The organism is Paenibacillus sp. FSL R5-0887, assembly GCF_038002305.1.
Taxonomy (GTDB): Bacteria; Bacillota; Bacilli; order Paenibacillales; family Paenibacillaceae; genus Paenibacillus_AQ; species Paenibacillus_AQ odorifer.
Map to the genome: position 1 here is coordinate 2,518,599 of NZ_JBBOCE010000002.1, position 23,228 is coordinate 2,541,826.

Below are 23,228 nucleotides of genomic sequence, written 5' to 3' on the forward strand. Positions count from 1 at the left end.
CGGAAAATATAAAAAAGAAGATTTTTTTTGAGAAACCGCAACTTTTTCAAATCTTCTGCGTTTAAGGTGTAGAGTCATTTACACAGAGGCTGAAATTAACCGCTGGTAAAGCCAATTTAACAAAATGGAAAAATTAGCTTTACGTGACTTGAGGCACATTGTATAATACTTAGGTATAATTAGGAATCTAGTATTGTCATGTCCTAAAATCGTTTACCAGTTTCTGTGATACCCGTCACAGACATTATTTATACTTAATTTGCTCAACTCGGGAAAGGGGGTGCATCGGCTAATGAGTGACATGAGCTACTCAACTAAAGAAAAATCTCAGTTTATGAACGTCCAAGGAGGAGAAAAAAAGGTTATGAAGAAAATTTTATCCGTAGCATTATCTACAGCAATGGCATTCTCGATGTTTGCCTCTGTAGCGTTTGGTGACGCAGCAACAACTCCGCAACAAAAATTTGATGCTTTGGCAGCGAAAGGTATTCTCAACGGATACCCAGATGGTCAAGCTCACCTTGAAAAAGATCTTACTCGTGCTGAGTTCGCGAAGATCGTTACTAAATTGTTCGACCTTACTGAAGTAAGTAACAAATTGTCTTACAAAGACAAAGGTTACAACGCATCGAACTGGGCTGTGCCTTACATCGAAGCTGTTACTGCAGTAAACTACATGCAAGGTAAAGATACTGTTAAAGGTATCTTCGATTACAACGGTAAAGTAACAGTTGAAGAAGTTGCGGCTGTATTGTTCCGCGCTTTGAAATTGGAACAACCAACTACAACTGATAACTCTGCATCCGCATGGGCTAAAGGTTATGCTCAAGCAGTAATCAATGCAGGTTTGGTTGCTAAAGACACTAACTTCAAAGCTAACGCTAGCCGTTCTTTGGTAGTTGAAACAGCTTATGCTGTAGATCAATTGAGCCAAGCAGCTACAATCGTTTCTGCTGAAGCATTGAGCCCAACTAAAGTAGTTGTTACTTTCTCTGACAAAACTACTACAACTGTTGAATTGACAACTGCTCTTGTAGCAGGCGTTGAAACTACAATCAACTTCAAACACAATGATCATGATTACACTACAAAAGTAACTTTGGCAGCTCCTAAGGTTGTTTCCGCAGAAGCTCCAAATGCTAAACAAGTAGTAATCAAATTTAACCGTTCAATCGATGTTGATACACTGGCTGAATCCAGCAAAGTTATCGACGGCGTAGTAAAAGTAACTAAAGTGGGTAGTGATGTTAACGAAGTAGCTAATGCTAATGTTACCTTCAACGCTGACAACACTGAAGCTGTTATTACCCTGCCAGGAGTTAAATTCCTTAAAGGTAACTACACTGTAGTTCTTAACGATGCTGTAACAACAACATCTGGTGAGGCTATCCCAGCTTACACACAACTGATCACTGTTGCTGATACAGTTGCTCCAACACTTGCTTCTGCTAGCTCTACTGCAAAAGCAACTACTAAAGATGTATACGTGAAATTCAGCGAACCAGTTAAAACTACTGGTATTGTTGCTTACGTAAATGGTCAAGTTGCTACTGTAACTGTAACAAATGATACTTACACTGAGTACAAATTGTCCGCAGGAACTTTGGATAGCGGCAAAACTTACGATGTATCATTGCTTAACGTTACTGACTTTGCAGGTAATGTAGCTAATCCTAACCCAATCAAAACTACTGTAACTGTAGTTTCTGACGTTGCTGCTCCAGTAATCAAGAGCGTAACTCCAGTAAGCGACAAGTATGTTGAAGTTGAGTTCGACAAAACAGTTGATCGTGCTTCTTTGGTTGGTAATGTTCGCTTGTTGAACTCCGTTGGTGAAAGCCAAGGTACGTTCCAAGTTTTGACAACTGACAATGGCAAGAAGTTTACCCTTCAAAGTCCACTGACTAGCTTCCCTTCTACTGGAACTTTCACTGGTTCTGTAGTATTCGGAGCTTCTGTAAAAGATACTCTGGGTAACATTTTGGGAACAGCTGCTAGCCAAGCAATTACCTTTACTAAAGACACTGTAGCTCCTACTGTAACTGGTGTTACTTACACAACTACAGCTGTTAATAAAGGTCTTGTTCTGAAATTCTCTGAAAATGTTGTATACAAAGGCAAAGGCACCCTGCAACTGATTAACGATACTACTGGTGAAGCTACAACTGTACTTCACAACGCTAGTCTTGTTAAAGGTAGCGGAAGTACTTTCACTATCACTGGTGTAAGTGTACCAACTGCTGGTAGCTACACATTGCGCATTCCTGCAGGATTGTTCGTAGATAAATCCTACAGTGCAAATGAACTGACTGCTGCAGTATTGCCTGTAACAATCGGATCTACTTCAACTGACGATAAAGCTCCAGAGTTGTTGGTTGTTAATGGCGCTGCTCCTATCAAGTTCTATGATAGCAAATCTGTTGGTGATGACACTTATGGTGATGCTTTGATCACTGTTGATCTGTTTGATGCTAGCGGTTTGAAATCATCCACAATTCTTGATAAAAACAGCTACACATTGAACAATGCTGGTCTTCCAAGCACTTCTTACGTTACAATTAAAACATTGAACGAAAAAGGCGAAGAAGTATCATCTGCTACTAACCCAACCCGTGCTCGTGCATATGTATATATCCCTAGCTCCAGCATCACAGAAACTAAAGACTATGTCTTTGCTGTGAATGGTGTTACTGATACTGCTGGTAACGTAATCGATGGTACAGTTGCACAACAAAAAGGTAAGCTGACTAGCAGAATTAGCCCTGCGTTTGATTCAGCTGTAGTATCCAGCGGAGGTTCAACTGAACTGATTCTCGGATTCTCCAAAGACCTGAATGAAGCTACAACTGAAGCTGACTTGAAAGCGAACCTGGAATTCTACATCAACACTGATGTTAATTCTAGCAACAAAATTTCATCAGATAACATTCTTTCTATCACTCCGATTAAATACGGATCTGATAAAGGAAAATGGTCTGTTAAATTCTCCAAGAAAATCATTGATTCCGCTGCTGGTGCTAAAGATGAACTTGATCTTAACGCCAACGGTGTTAACAGAATCATTGTTAAAGTTAAGAAAGACGCTGCAATCTTCGATGCTGATGGCAACAAGATCAAAGGCGAAACAGAAATCTCCGCTAAGTAATCTCCGATTACCGAAGCACAGAATAGCCTCTTCGGAGGCTATTCTTTTTTTATAGGTCTTTATCCCCAATAATGAGGAGGAACTTCTTTGAAATCGGTATGGAAAGTAACAACCACCGCTGTATTGCTGGCTGGTGGTGTATGGGTTGGATCTTTGCTAAATATTACTGCTGAAGGTGCAGGTGTTGGTTCTCAGCCTGGCACAACCGATGATCCTGTAGTTACGAAAAGCTACGTAGATCAGCAAATTCAGAAAGCACTTTCGGGTGGTACAGTGACGACTCCGGTAGCGAGTGCTACACCTGCGCCTAGTGCAACCACAGCGCCAGTAGCTACACCTGGTCAAAATAGCAGTAGTGAATCTGTGATTGTTGATGTGAAGCCCGGCCAAACTTTAATTGCTTCTGCAGGCGCTGAATTTATCGTTCGCGCCGGTAAAGCAGTAATCGTTTCACAAGATGCGAATGGAGTGGCCGATTTAACAGACGGTAAAGATCTTACAAACGGACTAGCTGCACCATCTAACCACTTATTGTCTTTCCCTCGTGATGGTCGTGGAATAGCTGTTCAAGAGGGTCAAACGCTTGGTCTTGTTGTGATGGTTCGTGGTGGATATACCTTGAAATAATGTGTAATGATATATATTCATAATGCCCGTAAACAGACGTAATCATACCTTCAAACTGTTTTCCAAAGTTACAAATCATTGGCGCGATTGAAGATTAAGTGATGGACGCACAATATTCCTGTAATCTTACAAATTCACAGGAGGTGCTGTAACATGGCACGTAATAATCGTACAGTCGTACCTGAAAGTCGGACAATGCTGAAACAAATGCAATATGAAATTGCAGCTGAATTTGGTTTATATGGGGCTCATTATGGAGGCGGGGCAGACACGGAGTTTGCTTCTGAGTTAGGAGCAGTCGGAGGTAGTAGTTCTGGCCGTAGTCAGTACCTTGGGCATCTAAGTTCAAGGGATAATGGGTCTGTTGGAGGAGAAATTACGAAGAGACTCATTAAGCAAGCTGAACAGTCTCTTTTTCAATAATATAAGGGGTTAGGATGCCCTTATTCCTTATCTGATATTGCTTTTTTATAGCGTGAAATCAATATTCATACTCTCACGGGGGGTTCTGTGTTTAATTGACACCACCCCCTAAATAAGATAATATGACTTTTGAGGAAAGCCTTAAACCTTTTCCATATGGAAAAGGTTCATTTTTTGAAGAGTTTAGTGAATGTAGGCATCAAATTTTGCAAAAATCCTTCATAAAAAGAAATCAGGCAAACCTGAATTATTTATATTATTTAGTTTTATTATTTGGCCTGTTGTCATTAAGGAATCCCTTATACAGTGTCAGACTAACCATATGGGAGGTTGTTTTACTTGTCTATTAAAGGGCGTCATTTGTTTACTTCTGAGTCCGTTACGGAAGGGCATCCGGATAAAATCTGTGACCAGATTTCCGACGCGGTATTGGATGCATTTTTAGTTAATGATCCTAATGCACGTGTAGCCTGCGAAGTAGCAGTAGCAACAGGTCTTGTACTGGTGATCGGGGAAATCAGTACCAAATCAGAGTATGTTGATATTCCTGCCATCGTACGCAATACCATCAAAGAAATTGGATACACACGTGCGAAATATGGTTTCGACTATAATACTTGTGCTGTGTTGAGTTCTCTTAACGAGCAATCGGCTGATATTGCCCAAGGTGTTAACTCTGCTTTAGAACACCGTGATCCTGCTCAAGTAGCTGAAGAAACTGCTAATATTGGTGCAGGCGATCAAGGACTCATGTTTGGGTTTGCTACGAACGAGACACCTGAACTGATGCCACTGCCGATTGCTTTATCACATCGTATTGCACGTCGTTTATCTGAAGTTCGTAAGAACGGAACCTTGGACTATCTTCGTCCAGACGGTAAAACACAAGTTACGATTGAGTATCAAGATGAAAAACCTGTACGCGTAGACGCTATCGTAGTATCTACACAACATGCAGAGGAAATTTCTCTTGAACAAATTCAGGCGGATATTAAAGAACATGTTATTTTGCCTGTTGTTCCTGCGGAACTGCTTGATGCAGAAACTAAATACTTTATTAACCCAACCGGACGTTTTGTTATTGGGGGTCCTCAAGGGGATGCTGGTCTAACTGGCCGTAAAATTATCGTCGATACATACGGCGGATATGCTCGTCATGGCGGCGGAGCATTCTCAGGTAAGGATCCAACTAAAGTGGACCGTTCTGCGGCTTACGCGGCTCGTTATGTAGCTAAGAATCTTGTAGCTGCTGGTTTGGCCGACAAATGTGAGATCCAACTTGCCTATGCCATCGGTGTAGCTACTCCTGTCTCGATAAATGTGGATACATACGGAACAGGTAAAATCAGTGAAGAGAAAATGGTTCAACTGATCAGCAACAACTTTGATCTTCGCCCCGCGGGCATCATTTCTATGCTTGATTTGCGTAAACCGATTTATAGACAAACTGCAGCTTACGGTCATTTCGGACGTACTGATGTTGATCTTCCATGGGAACGCGTAGATAAAGCAGAATTGCTAAGAGATCAAGCAGGGTTGTAATTCATCATACGGTCTTATAATATGTTAACCCGCAAGTTGGCCATGGTGTCAGCTCTGCGGGTTATTTTGCGTGCGAAAACGAGCAAGGCTAGTGAATCTAACCATAGAGAAGTAGACTACTAAACTTTGCCAGCCTTTTAGCCGAAATATAAGAATATACATAAAGACGATAGTATGGCTTGAGAGGAGTCTATCACGGAATGAAAAGAAAAATTTCAATATGGACGGCACTTATTCTAGCGGGAGAGTTAGTACTTGGTTCGGGTTATCCTGCTATTGGAATAGGGAATTCAGCAGTGTACGCTGCATCAGAGTTTGGTATAACAGTCTCACCAGCGCCTGGAGCAAGTTATGTAAGTATAGGATCATCCCTTAGACTGAGCTTTGATCGTCAAGTAAACCCGCAGTCAGGTGAAATTACTATTACGGGTCAAGGTGATAGCTCACCTTTTTTAACGATTCCTATTGGTAGTTATGGTCTAATTGGTAGTTCAAAAGATTACGAGCTTAAGCTAAATCAACAGTTTACTTCAAACAAGACTTATACAGTGACAATCCCTAAGGGGTTGTTCAAGGATAATGATGGTAATGAGTCAGGTGTTACTTCATGGGCATTTACTACTGCGCCTGAGAGTAATACAGCGATTACGGCAGGCAACTTTTCACCTGCTAATAATACAAGAGTGGATGCAGGAGCCCTTAAGGAGCTAAGTCTAACCTTAAATAAAAACCTGATAAAAGGTGGAGGTTCCATTCGAATTTTGTCGTCTGCAGATAATGCAACCGTACAAGAGTTCAAAATTAGGGATGATGATACTAGAGTCAACGTTCAGACTGATGCTAACTCTACTACAGTTAAACTAACATTGGATAAAACATTGGCCTCCGGAAGTAACTATTATGTTCTTATAGATTCTTATGCTTTTAAGGATGTTGATAATCGAACGTATTCCGGGATTTCAAGCGGTGATGTGTGGAGCTTCTCTACTAAAGGTGTGGCAGAGATTCCAGTGACTCCTGCACCGGCAAACGGATCAGGTGGGGTATCTACCACTGGAGCCCTACAGCTTACATTTGATCGTCCTATGATGCCTGCAGCTGGAACCATAACAGTATCTCCAGGTGCAGCTAACGATGCTAGAACGAGATGGCTTAATGTAAACTCCCCAGCCGTTACAGGAGGAAGCAGCAGAACTATAACATTGCTTCCAGCATCAGCAGCATCACCCTTGCTAAACAGTACGCAGTATACGGTGACGATACCGCAGGGAGCTTTTTACGATCAAGACGGAAATGTATTTCCGGCTTCGGGTGCGTATACCTGGACATTTACAACGGCTTCTTTGACAGGACTTAACGTAAGCGCGCTAAACCCGGCTGACCGGAGTGAATCCATAGCTAACAACAGATCATTTTCTGTCACATTCAATCGTAATGTGAATTATAACAGTGCTGTGGAAAATGGCGTAGCACTTTATAAAAGTGGTGGCGCACAGGTTCCGGTTACTGTTAACCGGAGTACAACTGCTGCAAACGAATATGTAATTACGCCTAAAACAGCTTTAGATAGCGACTCAACCTATTATATTGATATTGCTAAAGGAGCTTTTGTAGACGCTATTGATGCTAATGTTATCTATGATGGACTAAGCGGCAAAAATTCATGGAGCTTCCGGACCTTGTCTCAGGACAAAACAGCTCCACAGCTCACATCTGCATCACTCGAGAACAATCGGACCATTCGTTTAAAATACAATGAGAGTCTCAACTCTTCCATTGCACTGTTGATCTCCAGTTTTAGTGCTACGGTGAATGATGAGAGTCGTACAATTGAAAGTGTCTATATCCAGGGAGACAGCGCCTATGTGGTACTCAGTACAGGGGTAGCGGTTGGACAGAACGTGAAGGTTAGCTATACAGGGGGTCTGCGGACCATTCAAGATCCAAGCGGAAATGCAGCCAGCACCTTTAGCTCAAAGCAGGTTACTAACACTATCGAGTCCTCCATGCCTACACCCAAAGATGGACGGATCACGGGTAGAACGGTAGCGTTGAATTTCAATGACTCCTTAAAGGCAGTTTCCTCTTACGCACATAGTCAGTTTCTAGTGACTTCAGATGGGGGATCCCTAGGGGTCAACTCCATAAGCTCCAGCGGGAACACTGTATATTTAGGGTTAAATAGCGATGCTTCTAATGGCCAGACCGTTCGTGTCTCCTATTATGCAGGCTCTTATCCTTTGCAGAATTCTTTTGGACAAAATATTGCGGATTTCACAGATTTCTACATTCGCAACAGCAATGATACAATTCCACCCGTGTTCCAAAGTGCAACCGGAGGTGGCAATAAAATCCTTCTGAATTACAATGAAGGCTTGTCAACGACAAACCTCCCGATGAACAGCCAGTTCTCTGTGCTTGTTGGCACCACTCCTAACTATGTTACGAATGTATCGGTCAGTGGCTCACAGGTCACGCTAACGCTCCAGAGTGCTTTGACGGTGAATCAGAATGTTACTGTATCCTATGTTCCGGGGACTACCGGAATAAGCGATTTAAATGGAAACCGTGCAGCTTATATTAACCTGCAGCCTGTGTCCATCTCGGAAAACAGCGGAACTAGCATACCTGAGATTAGTTCTGCCACCATCAATGGCGACGAGCTTACGGTTACATTCAGTAAAAACATGCAGGCATCTGGTTCCCTCTACGCTAATCAGTTCGGAGTTAGAGCAGATGGGAGCAGTATGGGTGTACAAAACTACACTTTGTCAGGGGATATTTTGAAAATAACAACATCCTCAGTAGTAAAGACCGGGCAAACTATCGATTTGTCCTATATGTCAGGTTCAGGTACGATCAAGGATTTGAACGGTAATATACTGTCCTCATTCTCTTCTCTCTCTGTTAAGAACCTAACCGGCGTGAGCACCGGAACGGGAAATCGTCCATCCTATCTAGGGACGCTTGCAACAAGTGAGTTTGGAAAAGAATACGCACTGCTGAAGAGTGACTCTTCACAAATCGTGGATGACCGTTCGTTATACAATCAATCTGTAAAAAGATATACCTTAAACACAGATCGCCTGACGGCCAGTTATGAATATCTGTATAAGGCAAGTAGTGATACATTAGCTTTTGAGGTGCCTGCTACAGAACAATCGGCCTATGTGACTGTTCCTTTAAAGCCTTTGCTTGATGCTGTAAATCGTAGTAAAACCACAAAATTTATGATACGTTATGGCGATCACTTATATAGCGTAGGACTAGACGATATCGATATGAACGGACTAGCGACTAGCTTGATTGCAGACAGTAAAAATATCTCGCTGGTGTTCCGCTTAGAAAAGGTTCCGGCAGGTACGTTCTCCCCATTTGAGCAAAAGCTAAAAACTATGGGGATGCAGAGCGTTACTAGTCTTATGGATGTCCGGGTGACTGCGATAGTAAGCAGCAATTATTCTAATGCTAAGGCATTATCGGTACCTGGAGAATACACTGTGCGTACAACTTCTTCATTGAACAATGCGCAGACATCTGCTGCTAGACTGGATCTTTCCTATTACGATGCAGCTTATCTGCCAACAAAAGTAAGTACGGTAGGTAGCTATACGATTATTCGTGCTCGTACGGAGGGTAATCAGGTGTTAGGAACTTTTATATCAACCCGGGCCTTCTCAGATATGAGTAAGCATTGGAGTAGTTCGATCGTAGCAGAGCTTAGTGCAAAAACTATTATCGATAGCAGTTATGGGACTACATTTAGTCCAGAAAAAAAGATTACCCGTGCAGAGTTTGCAGTAATGCTTAGCCGGGGACTCGGTTTGCTAGGCGATCGCGAGACCGCACAGCGCTTCCGGGATGTGCAGCCTTCTACACAAACTGGAGACTATATTGGTGCAGCAGCTAAGGCTGGTATTATTACAGGGAACACAGATGGCTCCTTCCGGCCTAATGATAATATCACTCGTGAGCAGATGGCAATCATGATGATTCGGGCAATGGAATACACCAAACATCCTATTACATTAAGCGGCACTTCTGCCTCAACACTGGCTCGCTTTAAGGATAAGTCCAAAATTCAGAATCAAAGTGCAGAATTCGTAGCTAAAGCTGTGCAATCGGGGATTATTTTGGGAATGACCACAAGTGAGTTCCAACCTCAGGGTAATGCCACTCGTGCACAAGCTGCTGTGATGTTGCATCGGATGCTGAAGCAAACAGATTATTTGTAGAATAAATTGATTGGTAAAGCCTGGCATTCTGCTGGGCTTTTTTTTATGTTAATAGTTTGTGCTACGAGACTCTATAAAGCTTGAAATCTCTCAATTTCGCAACTTTTTCGCTTATTTTCAGTCTATTAAAAGAGTACTAGAAAAATAGGAACCAGTTTCCAGACTTTTGATAACGGACTTGAAGAGTAAAAAAGAGATGGGAGAGTTACGTCGAAATGAATGAAGTTTTCATGGAGAAGAAGAGTAGAGAAGTTGTTCGGGGAATAAAATTATCATCTACTAAAAAATGGGTTGCCGCTTCATTAGCAGGTGTGTTGTGGATTATGCCGGTAATTGGCAGTGAAGGCTTAGCTATGTTTGGTCATAGTTCCACACCAATTGCTGCCGCAGCCACATCTAATTTTAAAGTAAGCAAGCTGGGAGAAGAAGTAATTACTTCGGGCGCCATTATGATGAAATACAAATATACGGCTACACGTTCAGGAGCGAGTGCTTCTGGCTTGGCGGATGTTATTCGCGTTGACCTCAACAATCCATATGTTTCATTAGATGTTATGACAGGTAAAGGTGGAAACCTGACAACACGTCAAAGTACTGGCGGGATGGCTAAGGAAACTGGAGCCGTGGCTGCAGTAAACGGAGATTATTTTAATACAGGCGGGGAAGGCGCTCCGATTGGTGGACAAGTATCCAGTGGAGTATTGGTATCCACCCCTTCGCAATTGGATGGAATGTATGCCTTTGCAGTGACTAAGGACCGCAAGCCTCTTATTGATGAGTTCAGCTTTGAAGGAATGGTAACCGCACCTGACGGCGCACAGTTTGAGATATCCGGTATCAATAAAGGTGCTTATAGTCCTGAAGGTGGAAGCTCTACTTATAGCCATGCTAATGCAATGTACATCTATACGGATGTATGGACCGCACTCGATCGTCCCAAAAACAGCTCAACCACACCGACAGAGGTGCTCGTTGAGAACGGCGTAGTTACTCAAATATCTGAAAATGCTGCGCTTCCTACAGCGGTTCCAAAGGGAGCTTATATTTTGCGGGCCCATGGCTTAGCCGCACGGTATGTTACTGCCCATCTGACTGTAGGACAACCGGTAACAAGTGTGTACTCCCTGAAATCCAAGACTACGCAGCAATCGCTAGATCCTGCTAATCTGCAAACAATGATTGGTGGACATACGATTCTTGTAAATAACGGAAAAGCTGCAACGTTCTCTCGCTCGACTAGCAGTATTGGCGGTTATCGTGCACGTACGGCTTTAGGATACTCTCAGGATGGACGTTATGTTTATATTATAGCTACTGAAAAAAATGGCAACAGCTCAGGAATGTCATTGACCGAGCTGCAATCTTTTATGACCAATATTGGAGTCTGGAAAGGTCTTAACTTAGACGGAGGCGGCTCTACAACGATGGTAGACCGGCCTCTTGGTGAAAGCTCAGCCACACTAACCTTTAATACAGAGTATGGCACAGAGCAGCGCAGCATTGTTAACGCGCTTGGTGTTTATACTAACGCACCACAAGGTGAAGTAAAAGGAATTAAAATTAGCGGAAGCACTTCGCTATTAGTTGGACAAAAGGCTACTTATTCGTTAAAAGGTTATGACACTTACTATAACCCTATAGATGTAGCAGCAGGCAATCCTACTTGGACATCAAGCGGAGGAAGCGCAACTGTAAGTGCAGGAGAAGTAACGGCAGTGAAGCCAGGCACCGTTACCTTAACGGCTAAAAGCGGCGTAGCAAGCGCTTCTACAACCCTTACAGTCTTGGGTGGAGATGATCTATCCAGCATGAGTGTAGGCACTGCTACAGCGCCACTGACAGCTGGGACAACTGTATCTGTCCCTGTAAAGGCCTCTACGAAGAGTGGAGCAACCATAAGCGTTCCAGATTCAGCGCTGAAGTGGGAGTTTGTAGGCTTTAAGGGAGTCGTGCAAAATGGCAAGCTTACTGTAAACTCTGTGGATGCAGGGGTTACTACAGGTTACGCTATTGCTCGTTATGATGGATTTAGCACAGCGGTTGTATTATCGACAGCAGCAGCTACAACATGGGAAGATTTCGAGAAGGTAAGTTATCCAGTCAACTTTACTACCAATGTGCCAGCGGTACAGGGGACTGCAACAATAGTAGACGGATCGGCTGAAAGAGTAGGCTCCAAGGTGCTGTCACTCAGTTATGATATGACGGCTGGCAGCGGTAAAATGTACGCTTATGCTCAACTTAACGGCACAAGTGGAAAAGCCGTTCCAGCGCTTGCAACTTCGATGTCAGTTGATGTGATGGGCGATATGAGCTTAAATTGGCTGCGTGCTGAGTTTGTAGACAATAGTGGAGCTACAGCCTATGTAGATCTTGCGAAGATTATCGATTGGAACGGTTGGAAGAACATAAACATCGACTTGTCAGGATCAGGGATTAAATTCCCGGCTACGCTGAAGAGACTTTATGTAGTCAACGTAGAGGAAGGCCAGGATGAACGGGCGAAGACAGGTACCGTTGCTTTTGATAATATCACCTTCACAATGCCTTCACTTTCCAGTGATGCAGGGTTACCAAAGGGTACGGCTTCGATGAGCATCGGCTCCAAAGCAATGACCGTAAACGGAAATAAGAAGGCTATTGATGTAGCTCCAATTGTGAAAGACGGCAGTACTTATGTGCCGATCCGTTATGTGCTGGATGCTTTTGGAGGGAATGCTACCTGGGATCAGGTGAATAAGAAGATCATGGTGTTGCGCGGAGCCAAGGCACTGGATCTGACGGTAAATAAAAAGGAATACCTGTTAAATGGTAAGCGACAAAGTGCTGAAGTAGCACCTATTATTTTACAGGGTAGGACTTTAGTACCTCTGAGACTGGTTTCTGAACAGTTAGGATTAACTGTAAAATGGGAACAGAAAACGAAGACCGTAACTATCGAATCGTGATATGTTAATATATAAGGAAAACCTTAATACGATCCGATAGAAAAGGGGCAAGCATCCGTGGAATTTCAAGCCGATGCGATTGATCGCGTTATTAAAAATACCATCGACGTGATGGAGAGCAGCAAGTATCAGATTTTTGAAATATTGCAGGTTGCACGTGATGAACTTGCTGCACTCAACAAGGAACTGCAGCGGGTCATGGACGAAACGGATGAAACGTTGAAAAAGGTAGACAAGCTGGAGCTACAGTATCACCGCTCCAGAATCCGGCTGACAGAGGTCAGCCGGGACTTTGTCCGCTACTCAGAGAAGGATATCCGTATTGCTTATGAGAAGGCTACGGAGCTTCAGCTCGAACTCATGATGACGCGTGAGCGAGAGGTCTATCTTCGAAGTAGACGTGATGAATTACAAATGCGAGTGCGCAGTGTCGAAAATTCTGTAGAGCGTGCAGAGTCAATTGGTTCGCAAATGAGCGTAGTGCTCGAATATTTGTCGGGAGAACTAGGCCAAGTGACGAGAATTGTCGAATCTGCGAAGAACAGACAGATGATCGGACTCAAAATTATCCTGGCTCAAGAAGAAGAACGGAAGAGGATTGCCCGGGAAATTCATGATGGTCCCGCTCAAATGCTGGCAAATCTAGTCCTTAGGACGGAAATTGTAGAAAGAATGCTGGTAAAGCAGGAATTTGGGCTGGTGCAGGACGAAGTAGTAGATTTAAAAGGGCAGGTTCGTAACAGCCTGGAAGAAATGCGTAAGGTTATTTTTAATTTACGACCGATGGCTCTCGATGATTTGGGCTTGATTCCGACTTTGCGGAAATATGTGCATGATTTTGAAGAGAAGACGAAACTGCGGACGACTCTGGAAACCCGGGGACAGGAACACCGACTATCCTCAGCGATGGAGGCGGCGGTATATCGTCTTGTTCAGGAAGCATTGTCTAATGCAGCAAAACATGCCTACCCAAGCTTCGTATTGGTGGAGATTACATACCAAGCGCAGTTAATTAAGATTGTGATTAAAGATAACGGATTAGGCTTTAATGTACAAAAGTTAAAAAATCAGCAAGGTAATCGGGAAAGCTTCGGGCTAGTAGGTATGCGGGAACGTGTAGAGCTGCTTGAAGGAAGAATGGAAATTGTATCAGCCGAGAATCAGGGGACAACAATCGTGATCCATATTCCGACGAATGTGGAGAAGGGGAAGGAGTAGTGTGATGGAGAACTTAAACTCTAGTAAAACGCCCATTAAGGTTCTTTTGGCGGATGATCATCAGCTTTTTCGTGAAGGGCTGAAACGCATTTTGAATATGGAGGAGGATATCGAGGTCATAGGGGAGTGCGGCGACGGTATTCAGGTATTAGAGTTTTGTAACGGGACTAAACCGGACATCGTATTGATGGACATCAATATGCCTGTTGAGAACGGCGTAGAAGCCACTCAAAAACTTCGGGAAATGTTCCCGGAGGTTAAGGTAATTATTTTATCCATTCATGATGATGAGAGTTATGTATTTGAGACCCTTCGTAAGGGCGCCAATGGTTATTTATTGAAGGATATGGAGGCTGAATCCCTTATTAATGCCATTCGTTCGGTCTGTGAAGGACATGCCTTTATCCATCCAAAGGTTACTGGAAAGCTTATCAATCAATTGCGGCGTATGACTTACCTTAACGAGACTGGTGTAACTACAGATACAGTGGTGAAGGAAGCTGGTGTTAAATTTATTGCTGGCGACAACAATCCTCTGACCCGTCGTGAAGCAGAAGTGCTGCGTCTAATGGCTGAAGGTAAGAGCAACAAAATGATTGGTGAATATTTATTCATTAGTGAAAAAACAGTTAAAAACCATGTTAGCAGTATTTTGCAAAAAATGGAAGTGGATGATCGGACTCAAGCTGTTATTAATTCGATTAAATATGGCTGGGTAACCTTGTAGAAGCTTCACAGTAATACGTTACATATAGGAAAGAAATTAAGTAGACACAGCTTGCTTCCCTGATGGGTGTTCTAGGCAGTCACCGACCTTTTAATGCCGGCATATAGTGTTGGTATACAGAGGAGGTGCATCTCCATGGTAGCCCAGTTGATATGGATTGCGGTTGTTTATGTATCCGCTGCAGTGATGATTCATATGTTGCATAACCGGCAGAAGGTGCGTAAAACACCGCAGTCCGGAAAATGGATTCATTATATTTTTATTACCCGCAATCATGAATCTGTTGTGGAATGGTACATTCGGGCACTGACATTTCAAGCTCTTCTAACCGGAAAACGATTGCGAGTAACGTTCATGGATGATGGTTCGAGCGATGGAACACTTGGGATAGTTTCCAAAATGGCCGCTAGCGGCTGCTCTATCGATCTTGCAACATCTATGTACTCTCTTCAGATGAGTGAAGAATTGCAGCATGAAGGAATTGTAGTAGACTTGCGGCTGTCAGGGCAGTCTGTATCGCTGCCTTTTATGGGGATGGCAGGAAGTAGGGGATGCGAATCAAAGCGCAACAGATCTTAAGTAAATATGTAAGTAACGGGTGAAGCACACTCTCCAAGAACTGGGGGAGTGTGCTTTTTGCGTTTGGGGAGACGGAGTCGTGAATTTGGGATCAAATATGGAGTTGCTAAGTACAAGCGAGAGGTAGGAGGGATTATTATGCAAGTCGCTGTATATGCTGTGGAATGCAGGGGGAGCTGGAGGGTTGAAATTTCATTAGATCTTAGCGTGGATAGATGGTGGTGGTCTGTAGCTAGACCGGAGAAGAAAGCTGGGAGTTCCTTAGCGGCGAATAGTTTGGTTCTGCTTTCTTCTGCGTTGCCGCTAGGTTGGGCTGTGAAGCTCCGGGACAACTTTAAACAAAGAAGCGCAATGGGCACCTGGGGGATTAAGGAGTGGGGGCAATATATTAATAGTATGCTTGAGGCTGAGTTGAGAGAGGAGAAAGAGGCAGGGGGACTGTGGGAGGCTCAGTGGTTGAATGATGGAATATTCATATGGAAGCCTAATGAATCAAGTTTCGGAATAGATCAGGACAATAAGAAGAATGAAAGATACGATTGGTGTGAAAAAGAGGATTTTCAATCTGGATTACTAGAATCGGATTCAGAACAATTATTGCGGGCTGTGGCCGGGCGCTCTTTATTGGAGCCGGAAGTAGAAGCGCTGCTGGTAGAAGAATTGCCAGAGCTAGGAGGTTGCTGGCGCCAGGCGGCACAACTGGCACATCTGCAGGGGCGGCTGTTGCTTACAGCCGCCGTAGGCAGTGCGACCCTGGCTACGCACGGGGCGCGGGCCCGCCAGCTCCCTGCGGGTGCTGGCGTTATGATGCGTGCGGCGGCTAGGCTGCCGCACTTATTGTGGCGCGGCGCTGTCGCTCGCCGCGCGGTTTCGCGCTGCCTGCGTTGCGGCAGCGTGCCCACCGGCCGCACGGCATGCGCCGCGTGCGGGCTAATGGGCTGCGCCTATTGCGAGGCCTGCCTCGCGCTTGGGCGCAGCCGGGCTTGTGCGCTGCTGCTGTGCAGCGCAGCACTTCCGGCCGTGCGATGCACGGCCGCCCTTGACCCCGCCGCGGCCGCAGGCCGGTGGGGGCTGAGCCCAGCGCAGGCGGGAGCCGCTGGCGCTGCGCTGGGTTTTCTGGCGGAGCCGCGCAAGCGCTCCGCCACTTCATGCCCAGAGCGGTTTCTGCTCTGGGCGGTAACGGGAGCGGGGAAGACGGAGATGACCTTCCCGCTCCTAGAGGCAGTGCTCGCCGCCGGAGGGCGGGCGCTGGTAGCGACGCCGCGACGCGACGTCGTACTTGAGCTCGTGCCGCGGCTCGCCCGGGCTTTTCCGGCGGAGGTTATCGCCGTACTCTATGGCGGCAGCGCAGATCGCTGGGTGAGCGGTCGCTTAACGCTCTCGACCACCCATCAGCTCCTGCGCTTCCATCAAGGTTTTGATCTCGTAATCATCGACGAGCTGGATGCGTTTCCTTACCACAATGATCCTATGTTGGCCTATGCCGCTGAACAAGCCTGTAAAGTGGACGGCTCTTTCATCTATTTATCAGCTACTCCACCACAAGAAATGCAGCGTTTGGTCCGGTTAGGCAAGCTTCCACATGCCAGAGTGCCTGTCCGCTTCCATGGTCATCCCTTGCCTATCCCGCAGCATTTGAGTATACCCTCGGTTCTGACCTGTCTAAAGCGTGGAAGTTTGCCAAGATCGCTTATACAAAATCTTCAAAAGTCACTGGAGCGAAAAGCACAAATTTTTCTATTTGTGTCTCGAATAGCTCATATCGAAGGATTGCTGATACTACTTCGTCGTAGCTTTCCCGGCGTGGTTATTGAAGGCACCTCGTCCAAGGATTCATTTCGGGCAGAAAAGGTAACTGCTTTTCGCAACCGTATCATCTCTTTGTTAGTGACTACTACGATCCTGGAACGGGGAGTTACCGTGCCACGCAGTGACGTATTTATTTTGGATGCAGACAGTGGTCTTTTTGACGAAGCCTCTTTGGTACAGATGGCAGGCCGTGCTGGTCGTTCTAAAGATGATCCTGATGGCCATGTTGTATTTGCCTCCCCTCAGTGGAGCCGATCCCAGCGTGGAGCGATTGCTCAGATTCGTACTATGAATATCATTGCTCGCCGCCAAGGATATATTCGTAAAGGTGGGGCTATATGAATACCAAGCTTACAAGGTTCCGAAAATCCCTGTCTTTCCTCCTTACCCCCTCCGTGCCTCAATGTCTAACCTGCGGGAAGCACAGCCCACAGTCCTCACAGCTGCCTGGTATCTGTAAGAATTGTGCGGAATCCATTCCTTGGATACGCGCTCCACGTTGCTTGATATGTGGGCGGCATGTAGGCTGTCCAGACTGCACTCGCAGCGCTGAGCCCTCACCCATTGTATGTAACCGGAGTGCGGTAGCCTACACTAATGAGATGAGAGAATGGCTCGGTCAATATAAATATCGCGGGAATGAACGATATGCCCCTCTGCTTGGACTCATGCTGGATAGGGCATATTTAACCCTAAAGGAGGAAAAGCAGCAGGGGGCTCTTTTATCTCAGAAAGCATCTTTTTTTCATCTTATTCAACATAAAAGGTACATAAAAAACAGCCTTTGGTCAGCTGATTTATTAGTTCCGGTACCTGTCAGTGATACCAGGCTTCTAGAACGGGGCTTTAATCAAGCGGAAAGATTGGCCGATGTCCTATCTCGGCATAGAAAGATTCCACAGCTACCGCTACTAATTCGTACACATCATACAGGTAAGCAGAGCTTTAAAGGACGTGCGGAGAGACTGGCAGATATGAAGAATGCTTTTGGAGCAAATCCGGCAGTCTCCACACTATTTAAGGATTGGCTGAAAGATAACTCACCTATAAGCCGTCCTATTCGAATTATTATTGTTGATGATATCTATACAACCGGAAGCACGATTCGTGCTTGTGCCGAAATTCTAAAACAAATGGTTTCTAACTATGATTATGCTGCAGAAATCTATAGCCTAACCTGGGCGCGTTCCTAAAACGCGAAAAATGCATGATTGTGAACAGCTATATCCATTCCATTAAGGATTAGTTGCGGTTGGTAGCGTTTCTTCTGTCCCATAGACGAATTCCTTGCAATCATGTAATCTAGGAGCATAAGAATATTATGCATTGCACAGAATGTACGGAGAGGAGCGGCTGCTTGTTATGAATCTAGACAATTGTCCAAGGTGCGGCCGGTTGTTTGTCAAGAATCTTATGGGGTTGTGCTCGGCCTGTATCAAAGAGCTGGAGCATGAATATGAGATCTGCGTGAATTATTTACGGGAAAACAAAGGAACCAACATTCAGGAGCTCTCCGATGCTACGGGGATTTCTATTAAAGAGATTACCCGCTTTATTCGCGAAGGCCGGATTTCTATAGCTAATGCACCCAATATGATGTACCCTTGCGAAGTGTGTGGTACACTGATTCGGGATGGCCATATGTGTGACAGCTGTCGTAGCCGGCTCAGGAAAGATCTCACGAATGCTGTCAAGGAAAATTCTGCTGAGGATACTACTAAAAAGACATCTGATGGTGCATATCGTGCCATAGATAAGCTGCGTGACCTATAAAATCTGCAAAAAAACGTTTGCAGCTATAAAGAATGTTTCAGTCTACGCCGATAAACTTAGTAAAGATTATCGGCTTTTTTATATTAGAAGGAAGGTGGAAGTTATGAAAATTAACGAGACCGGACGAATTAACGCGATTAATCCGTATCAACGCAGCGCGGAAGCGCAAAGGCAGGAACAAATGAAGAAAAGCACACGCAAGGATGAGGTTTCGATCTCTGATGAAGCGATTCAACTCTTGCAAGCACAAAACACTGGCAAGAATGATCCAGAACGCGCACTTAAGATCGACAATCTAAAGCAGCAGGTCTCCGCAGGTACCTATCAAGTTGATGCATCTAAGCTAGCAGAGAAACTCGCCCCTTACTTTAAGCAATCCTCCGAGAATTAGGTGAAAACATCCATGGCATTGACGACATTGCTGGAATTATTGGAGCGGCTGGACGAAGTGCATAATCAAATGCTGACTCTGGCCGCAGACAAGAAACAAGCTATCAAAGAAAATAAGGTTGAAGTACTTATTCAAATCCTTAATAAAGAGTCCAAATTTGTGAAGCTCATTGAGCACCTTGAAGAAGAGCGTAAGCAAGCTACCTTTGTCTTTTTACGGGATATTGGAATCCGTTCCAACCTAAATCTGAATTTGACAGAGTTGTCTAGGCTTGTGTTTGATCTTGAAGAAAAGCAGCAACTACAACAGTCACAGCACAAGTTATCAGGTACATTGCAGAAACTTAAGGATGCTAATACACTGAACCAGCAGTTACTTCAACAGGCACTCTCTTATATAGATTTTTCGATAGAAAGCATGTCTTATTACTCAGAATCAGAAGCCACTTATCATCATCCGGCGGAAAAAATGGTTGGAGCAAAGCGCTCCGGGCTTTTCGATACTCGAGCCTAATTTGGAGGAATAGAAGATGGTCTCAACATTTCATGGTATAGAAACCGCTAAGAGAAGCCTTAATACCCAAACGGTGGCTTTGAATACGACAGGACATAATATCTCTAATGCAAACACAGAGGGTTATTCCAGACAAATTGTTAAAATGCAAGCATCTCTTCCTATGGAAGCTTACGGCTTCTTGAGATCAACAGCAGCTGGTCAAATGGGTACAGGAGTTGAGTTTAATTCGATTGAACGGGTAAGACAGAGTTATTTGGATGATCAATATCGAAATGAAAACTCAAATTACGGCAGCTGGAGTGTTCGGTTTGATACTTTACAGAAGCTTGAAACACTCATGAACGAACCGTCGGATACGGGACTACGTAAGGTTTTAGATAATTTCTGGAGTGCATGGTCTGACTTGAGTCAAGACCCTGAGAATATCACGAATCGTAAGATCGTCAGTGAAACTACGAAAGCTCTGACCGATGCTATGAACCAGATGAGTACACAATTGGACGCACTGACCTCTGATTTGACAACTAGTATTTCGTTGAAGGCGTCAGAGTCTAATTCCCTTTTGCAGACTGTAGCGGATCTTAATAATAGCATCACAAAGCTGGAGGGGCTGGGAGACAATCCAAATGATCTCCGCGATCAACGGGATCTGGCAATAGATAAACTTTCGAAAATAGCCAACGTTCAGGTTGCTCAACTGAGTGATGGTTATCAAGTTACAATTGGCGGACAATTAGTGGTGTCCGGAGGTGAGGTAACGGCAACAGTATCGGCAGAAAGTCTAAAATCAGCATATGATGGTGGTACGCTTACCGGCGGTGAAGTGTACGGATTGATTATGTCTAAGGATAAGTATGTAGCAGACTATAAAAGTCAAATGGATCAATTAGCCAGTACACTGGCTAGCGGTGAAGTTGAAATAACACTGCCTGCAGGTACAGTTCTTCCTGAAGGCACGGTACTTAATACCGGAACTAATGGAACAGCGGTTACTTACTCCAATGCCAATAATAACAGAACGTTGACCGCTGACACTAAAGTAACGGTTAAAGGAATTAACGGGTTACTACAACTGGGTTACACGGTTAGTGGTACTACGCCTGAGACGGGACTACCCCTCTTTACATCTAAAGATGGGGGAGCGATTACGGCTGGAAATATCACTTTAAATCCTGTTATTTCAAACGATCCTAATAAAATATCTACTTCAATGCGTGTGACAGGTGCTGGTACAGCAAATGAGAAGGTAGTGATTGGAAATAATGATATGGCATTGGCTATGGCGAGATTAAAAATTGCTAAATTCGACTTTGGTAACGCATTGTCAACACCGGGCTCAGTTGATGATTTCTTTAGCTCTATCGTAGGACAATTAGGTGTTCAAACGCAGGAAGCACAACGTCAAACTGCGAATGCAGAACAACTAACTGAACAAGTGGACCTGAATAGACAGTCGATTAGTGGTGTATCTTTGGATGAAGAAATGACCGATTTGATTAAATTTCAACATGCCTATAGTGCGGCTTCTCGTTTCATGACTTCGTTTGATGAATTACTAAATAAACTAATTAATGGAACTGGAAGAGTAGGTCTCTAATATATGGAAGGGGGGGTTGATATGTCTATTCGGGTGACACAAGGTATGATGAGTATGCAGACACTCAGCAATCTAAATAGAAACTACAGTAACATGAGTAATTTGGAGAATCAAATCTCTACCGGCCGTAAGATCAATAAACCATCCGATGATCCGGTTGGCGTAACTTATGCCCTTCGCTATAGAGCAGAACTGGCTTCTAACGAGCAGTTTCAGTCCAATGCGGATTCTGCTGTAAGTTGGTTGGATTTTACGGACTCAACTATGCAACAAGCAACGGAAGTAATGCGACGATTGAAAGAGCTTACTGTACAAGGAGCAAATGGAACACTTCCGCAATCTGGTTTAGATGCAATTAAACTGGAGGTTGATCAGCTTAAAGAGCAAATGGGTAACATCGGAAATGCTCAAATCCGAGGTAAATATATTTTTAATGGTCAAAATTATGATCAGGTTCCCTATGAGTTATCTAGTACAATAACGAATTTTTCTCAAATTGATACAGATTCTGGGGCGGTTAAATATGCCATAGGGGATCAATCAACTTTTCAGGTAAATACAGCGGGTAATGACTTTTTTGGCAGTTCTACTGATAGTGATAATATTTTCAAGGTAATGGATGATTTGATTGCAGCACTAAACAGTGGTGATGTTACGACTATATCTGCTCAATCAGCTAATATAGAATCTAGATCTTCTAAAATGCAGTCTTGTCTATCTGAAGTGGGGGCAAGAACAAACCGAGTTGAACTTGTTCAGGCCCGTCTGGATGACAGAGACTTAAATCTAACGACACTGCAATCCAAGACGGAGGATGCGGATATTGCCAGCTTAATGATTAAAGCTACGACCAGTCAGACGATTTATGAAGCTGCTTTAAAATCATCTGCTCAAATATTACAACCTTCACTGATGGATTTCATGAGATAGACTTGATTCTTTGAAATAGTAGTGAGAAGCTATGGACAAAGCAGTCCATAGCTTCTTTTGTGAGTATTCCGAGGAGGATGAGATAATGATGCAAGAACATGTTATTCAGAATAATTCTATTGATACGAATGAACCTATATATATATTTTCCAAGGGTTTGCCCGGATTTGAAGAATTAAAAAAATTTTCACTTAAGGTACACAATGATACATTTAGCTTGCTATGCGCAGTAGATCAACCGGAAGTAACTTTTATAACAGTTAATCCCTTTGAGTTCTATCAAGATTACGAATTTGTTCTTCCAGAGGATACGATTAAAGAGATCAAAGTGAATAACAAAGAGGAAGTTTCTGTGCGTTGCATAGTCACTTGGCACAGCGATCGACGAAAGGTGTCGGTGAATCTGCTGGCTCCGCTTATTTTTAACACAGTTGATAGTAAAGGCAAGCAGATTGTACTACAGAATACAACATATACAACCAGACATCTTTTATGGCCAGATTCTGTAAAATGTGATGAAGGCGGTGAGTCCTGATGTTAGTACTAACACGTAAAAAAGGTGAATCTATTATCATTCAGAATGATATTGTAGTTACAGTATTATCTGTTGAAGGAGATGTTGTTAAGATTGGTATTTCGGCTCCTAAAGATATCGATATTTATCGCAAGGAGATCTTTGACGCCATCCAGCAGAATAATCAGAATGCAGTCATGGATTTGGAGGCTATCCAGAAAGCTATGTTGGGTTTTAAAGAATAGATATGTTTG

The 23,228-nt window shown here is 43.9% G+C and carries 18 protein-coding genes; all 18 read left to right on the top strand.

Annotation, left to right across the window (positions count from 1 at the left end):
* Nucleotides 1-400 precede the first annotated feature (400 nt).
* The 18 genes from MKY14_RS28950 to csrA all read left to right on the top strand — a co-directional run bounded on the left by MKY14_RS28950 (nucleotide 401) and on the right by csrA (nucleotide 23,219).
* Nucleotides 401-3,145 (top strand): Ig-like domain-containing protein, encoded by a 2,745-nt coding sequence (locus tag MKY14_RS28950; protein WP_340977906.1) that lies wholly within the window; start codon nucleotides 401-403, stop codon nucleotides 3,143-3,145.
* A gap of 87 nt (nucleotides 3,146-3,232) precedes the next feature.
* The gene (locus tag MKY14_RS28955) at nucleotides 3,233-3,772 is read left to right on the top strand and encodes a hypothetical protein (protein ID WP_340977907.1); all 540 of its coding nucleotides are present in this window, start codon (nucleotides 3,233-3,235) and stop codon (nucleotides 3,770-3,772) included.
* A 153-nt stretch (nucleotides 3,773-3,925) separates the two neighbouring features.
* Nucleotides 3,926-4,195: an alpha/beta-type small acid-soluble spore protein gene (locus MKY14_RS28960; protein WP_076192376.1), complete on the top strand. Its 270-nt coding sequence runs from the start codon at nucleotides 3,926-3,928 to the stop codon at nucleotides 4,193-4,195.
* 339 nt (nucleotides 4,196-4,534) lie between these two features.
* Nucleotides 4,535-5,737, top strand: a complete 1,203-nt coding sequence (gene metK / locus MKY14_RS28965; RefSeq protein ID WP_036681514.1) for a methionine adenosyltransferase — start codon at nucleotides 4,535-4,537, stop codon at nucleotides 5,735-5,737.
* Nucleotides 5,738-5,937: 200 nt separating this feature from the next.
* On the top strand, nucleotides 5,938-9,972 hold the full coding sequence (locus tag MKY14_RS28970; RefSeq protein WP_340977910.1) for an Ig-like domain-containing protein: 4,035 nt from the start codon (nucleotides 5,938-5,940) through the stop codon (nucleotides 9,970-9,972).
* A 215-nt stretch (nucleotides 9,973-10,187) separates the two neighbouring features.
* On the top strand, nucleotides 10,188-12,920 hold the full coding sequence (locus tag MKY14_RS28975; RefSeq protein WP_081383173.1) for a stalk domain-containing protein: 2,733 nt from the start codon (nucleotides 10,188-10,190) through the stop codon (nucleotides 12,918-12,920).
* A 57-nt stretch (nucleotides 12,921-12,977) separates the two neighbouring features.
* Entirely contained in the window at nucleotides 12,978-14,138 is a 1,161-nt protein-coding gene (locus MKY14_RS28980) for a sensor histidine kinase (RefSeq protein WP_036681511.1), read from the top strand.
* Between the two features lie 4 nt (nucleotides 14,139-14,142).
* A complete protein-coding gene (locus tag MKY14_RS28985; RefSeq protein WP_036681509.1) occupies nucleotides 14,143-14,865 on the top strand; it encodes a response regulator transcription factor in 723 nt (240 codons plus the stop codon).
* Nucleotides 14,866-15,000: 135 nt separating this feature from the next.
* On the top strand, nucleotides 15,001-15,444 hold the full coding sequence (locus MKY14_RS28990) for a glycosyltransferase family A protein (RefSeq protein WP_076123908.1): 444 nt from the start codon (nucleotides 15,001-15,003) through the stop codon (nucleotides 15,442-15,444).
* Nucleotides 15,445-15,582: 138 nt separating this feature from the next.
* A complete protein-coding gene (locus MKY14_RS28995) occupies nucleotides 15,583-17,595 on the top strand; it encodes a helicase-related protein (protein ID WP_340977912.1) in 2,013 nt (670 codons plus the stop codon).
* Complete coding sequence (locus tag MKY14_RS29000) at nucleotides 17,592-18,446, top strand: ComF family protein (RefSeq protein ID WP_256716465.1); 855 nt, start codon at nucleotides 17,592-17,594, stop codon at nucleotides 18,444-18,446. The genes MKY14_RS28995 and MKY14_RS29000 overlap by 4 nt, the downstream gene beginning before the upstream one ends.
* A gap of 169 nt (nucleotides 18,447-18,615) precedes the next feature.
* Nucleotides 18,616-19,026, top strand: a complete 411-nt coding sequence (locus tag MKY14_RS29005) for a TIGR03826 family flagellar region protein (protein ID WP_076124340.1) — start codon at nucleotides 18,616-18,618, stop codon at nucleotides 19,024-19,026.
* Between the two features lie 103 nt (nucleotides 19,027-19,129).
* Entirely contained in the window at nucleotides 19,130-19,417 is a 288-nt protein-coding gene (flgM, locus tag MKY14_RS29010; RefSeq protein WP_036678454.1) for a flagellar biosynthesis anti-sigma factor FlgM, read from the top strand.
* Between the two features lie 12 nt (nucleotides 19,418-19,429).
* Nucleotides 19,430-19,930, top strand: a complete 501-nt coding sequence (locus MKY14_RS29015) for a flagellar protein FlgN (RefSeq protein WP_340977914.1) — start codon at nucleotides 19,430-19,432, stop codon at nucleotides 19,928-19,930.
* A gap of 16 nt (nucleotides 19,931-19,946) precedes the next feature.
* Nucleotides 19,947-21,530 (top strand): flagellar hook-associated protein FlgK, encoded by a 1,584-nt coding sequence (flgK, locus tag MKY14_RS29020; RefSeq protein WP_340977915.1) that lies wholly within the window; start codon nucleotides 19,947-19,949, stop codon nucleotides 21,528-21,530.
* Between the two features lie 21 nt (nucleotides 21,531-21,551).
* A complete protein-coding gene (flgL, locus tag MKY14_RS29025; RefSeq protein WP_340977917.1) occupies nucleotides 21,552-22,460 on the top strand; it encodes a flagellar hook-associated protein FlgL in 909 nt (302 codons plus the stop codon).
* Between the two features lie 85 nt (nucleotides 22,461-22,545).
* Complete coding sequence (locus MKY14_RS29030) at nucleotides 22,546-22,995, top strand: flagellar assembly protein FliW (protein WP_340977919.1); 450 nt, start codon at nucleotides 22,546-22,548, stop codon at nucleotides 22,993-22,995.
* Nucleotides 22,995-23,219 carry a carbon storage regulator CsrA gene (gene csrA, locus MKY14_RS29035; RefSeq protein WP_340977920.1) on the top strand — a complete coding sequence of 75 codons (225 nt, stop codon included), beginning with the start codon at nucleotides 22,995-22,997 and terminating at the stop codon, nucleotides 23,217-23,219. The genes MKY14_RS29030 and csrA overlap by 1 nt, the downstream gene beginning before the upstream one ends.
* The last annotated feature ends 9 nt before the right edge of the window (nucleotides 23,220-23,228 follow it).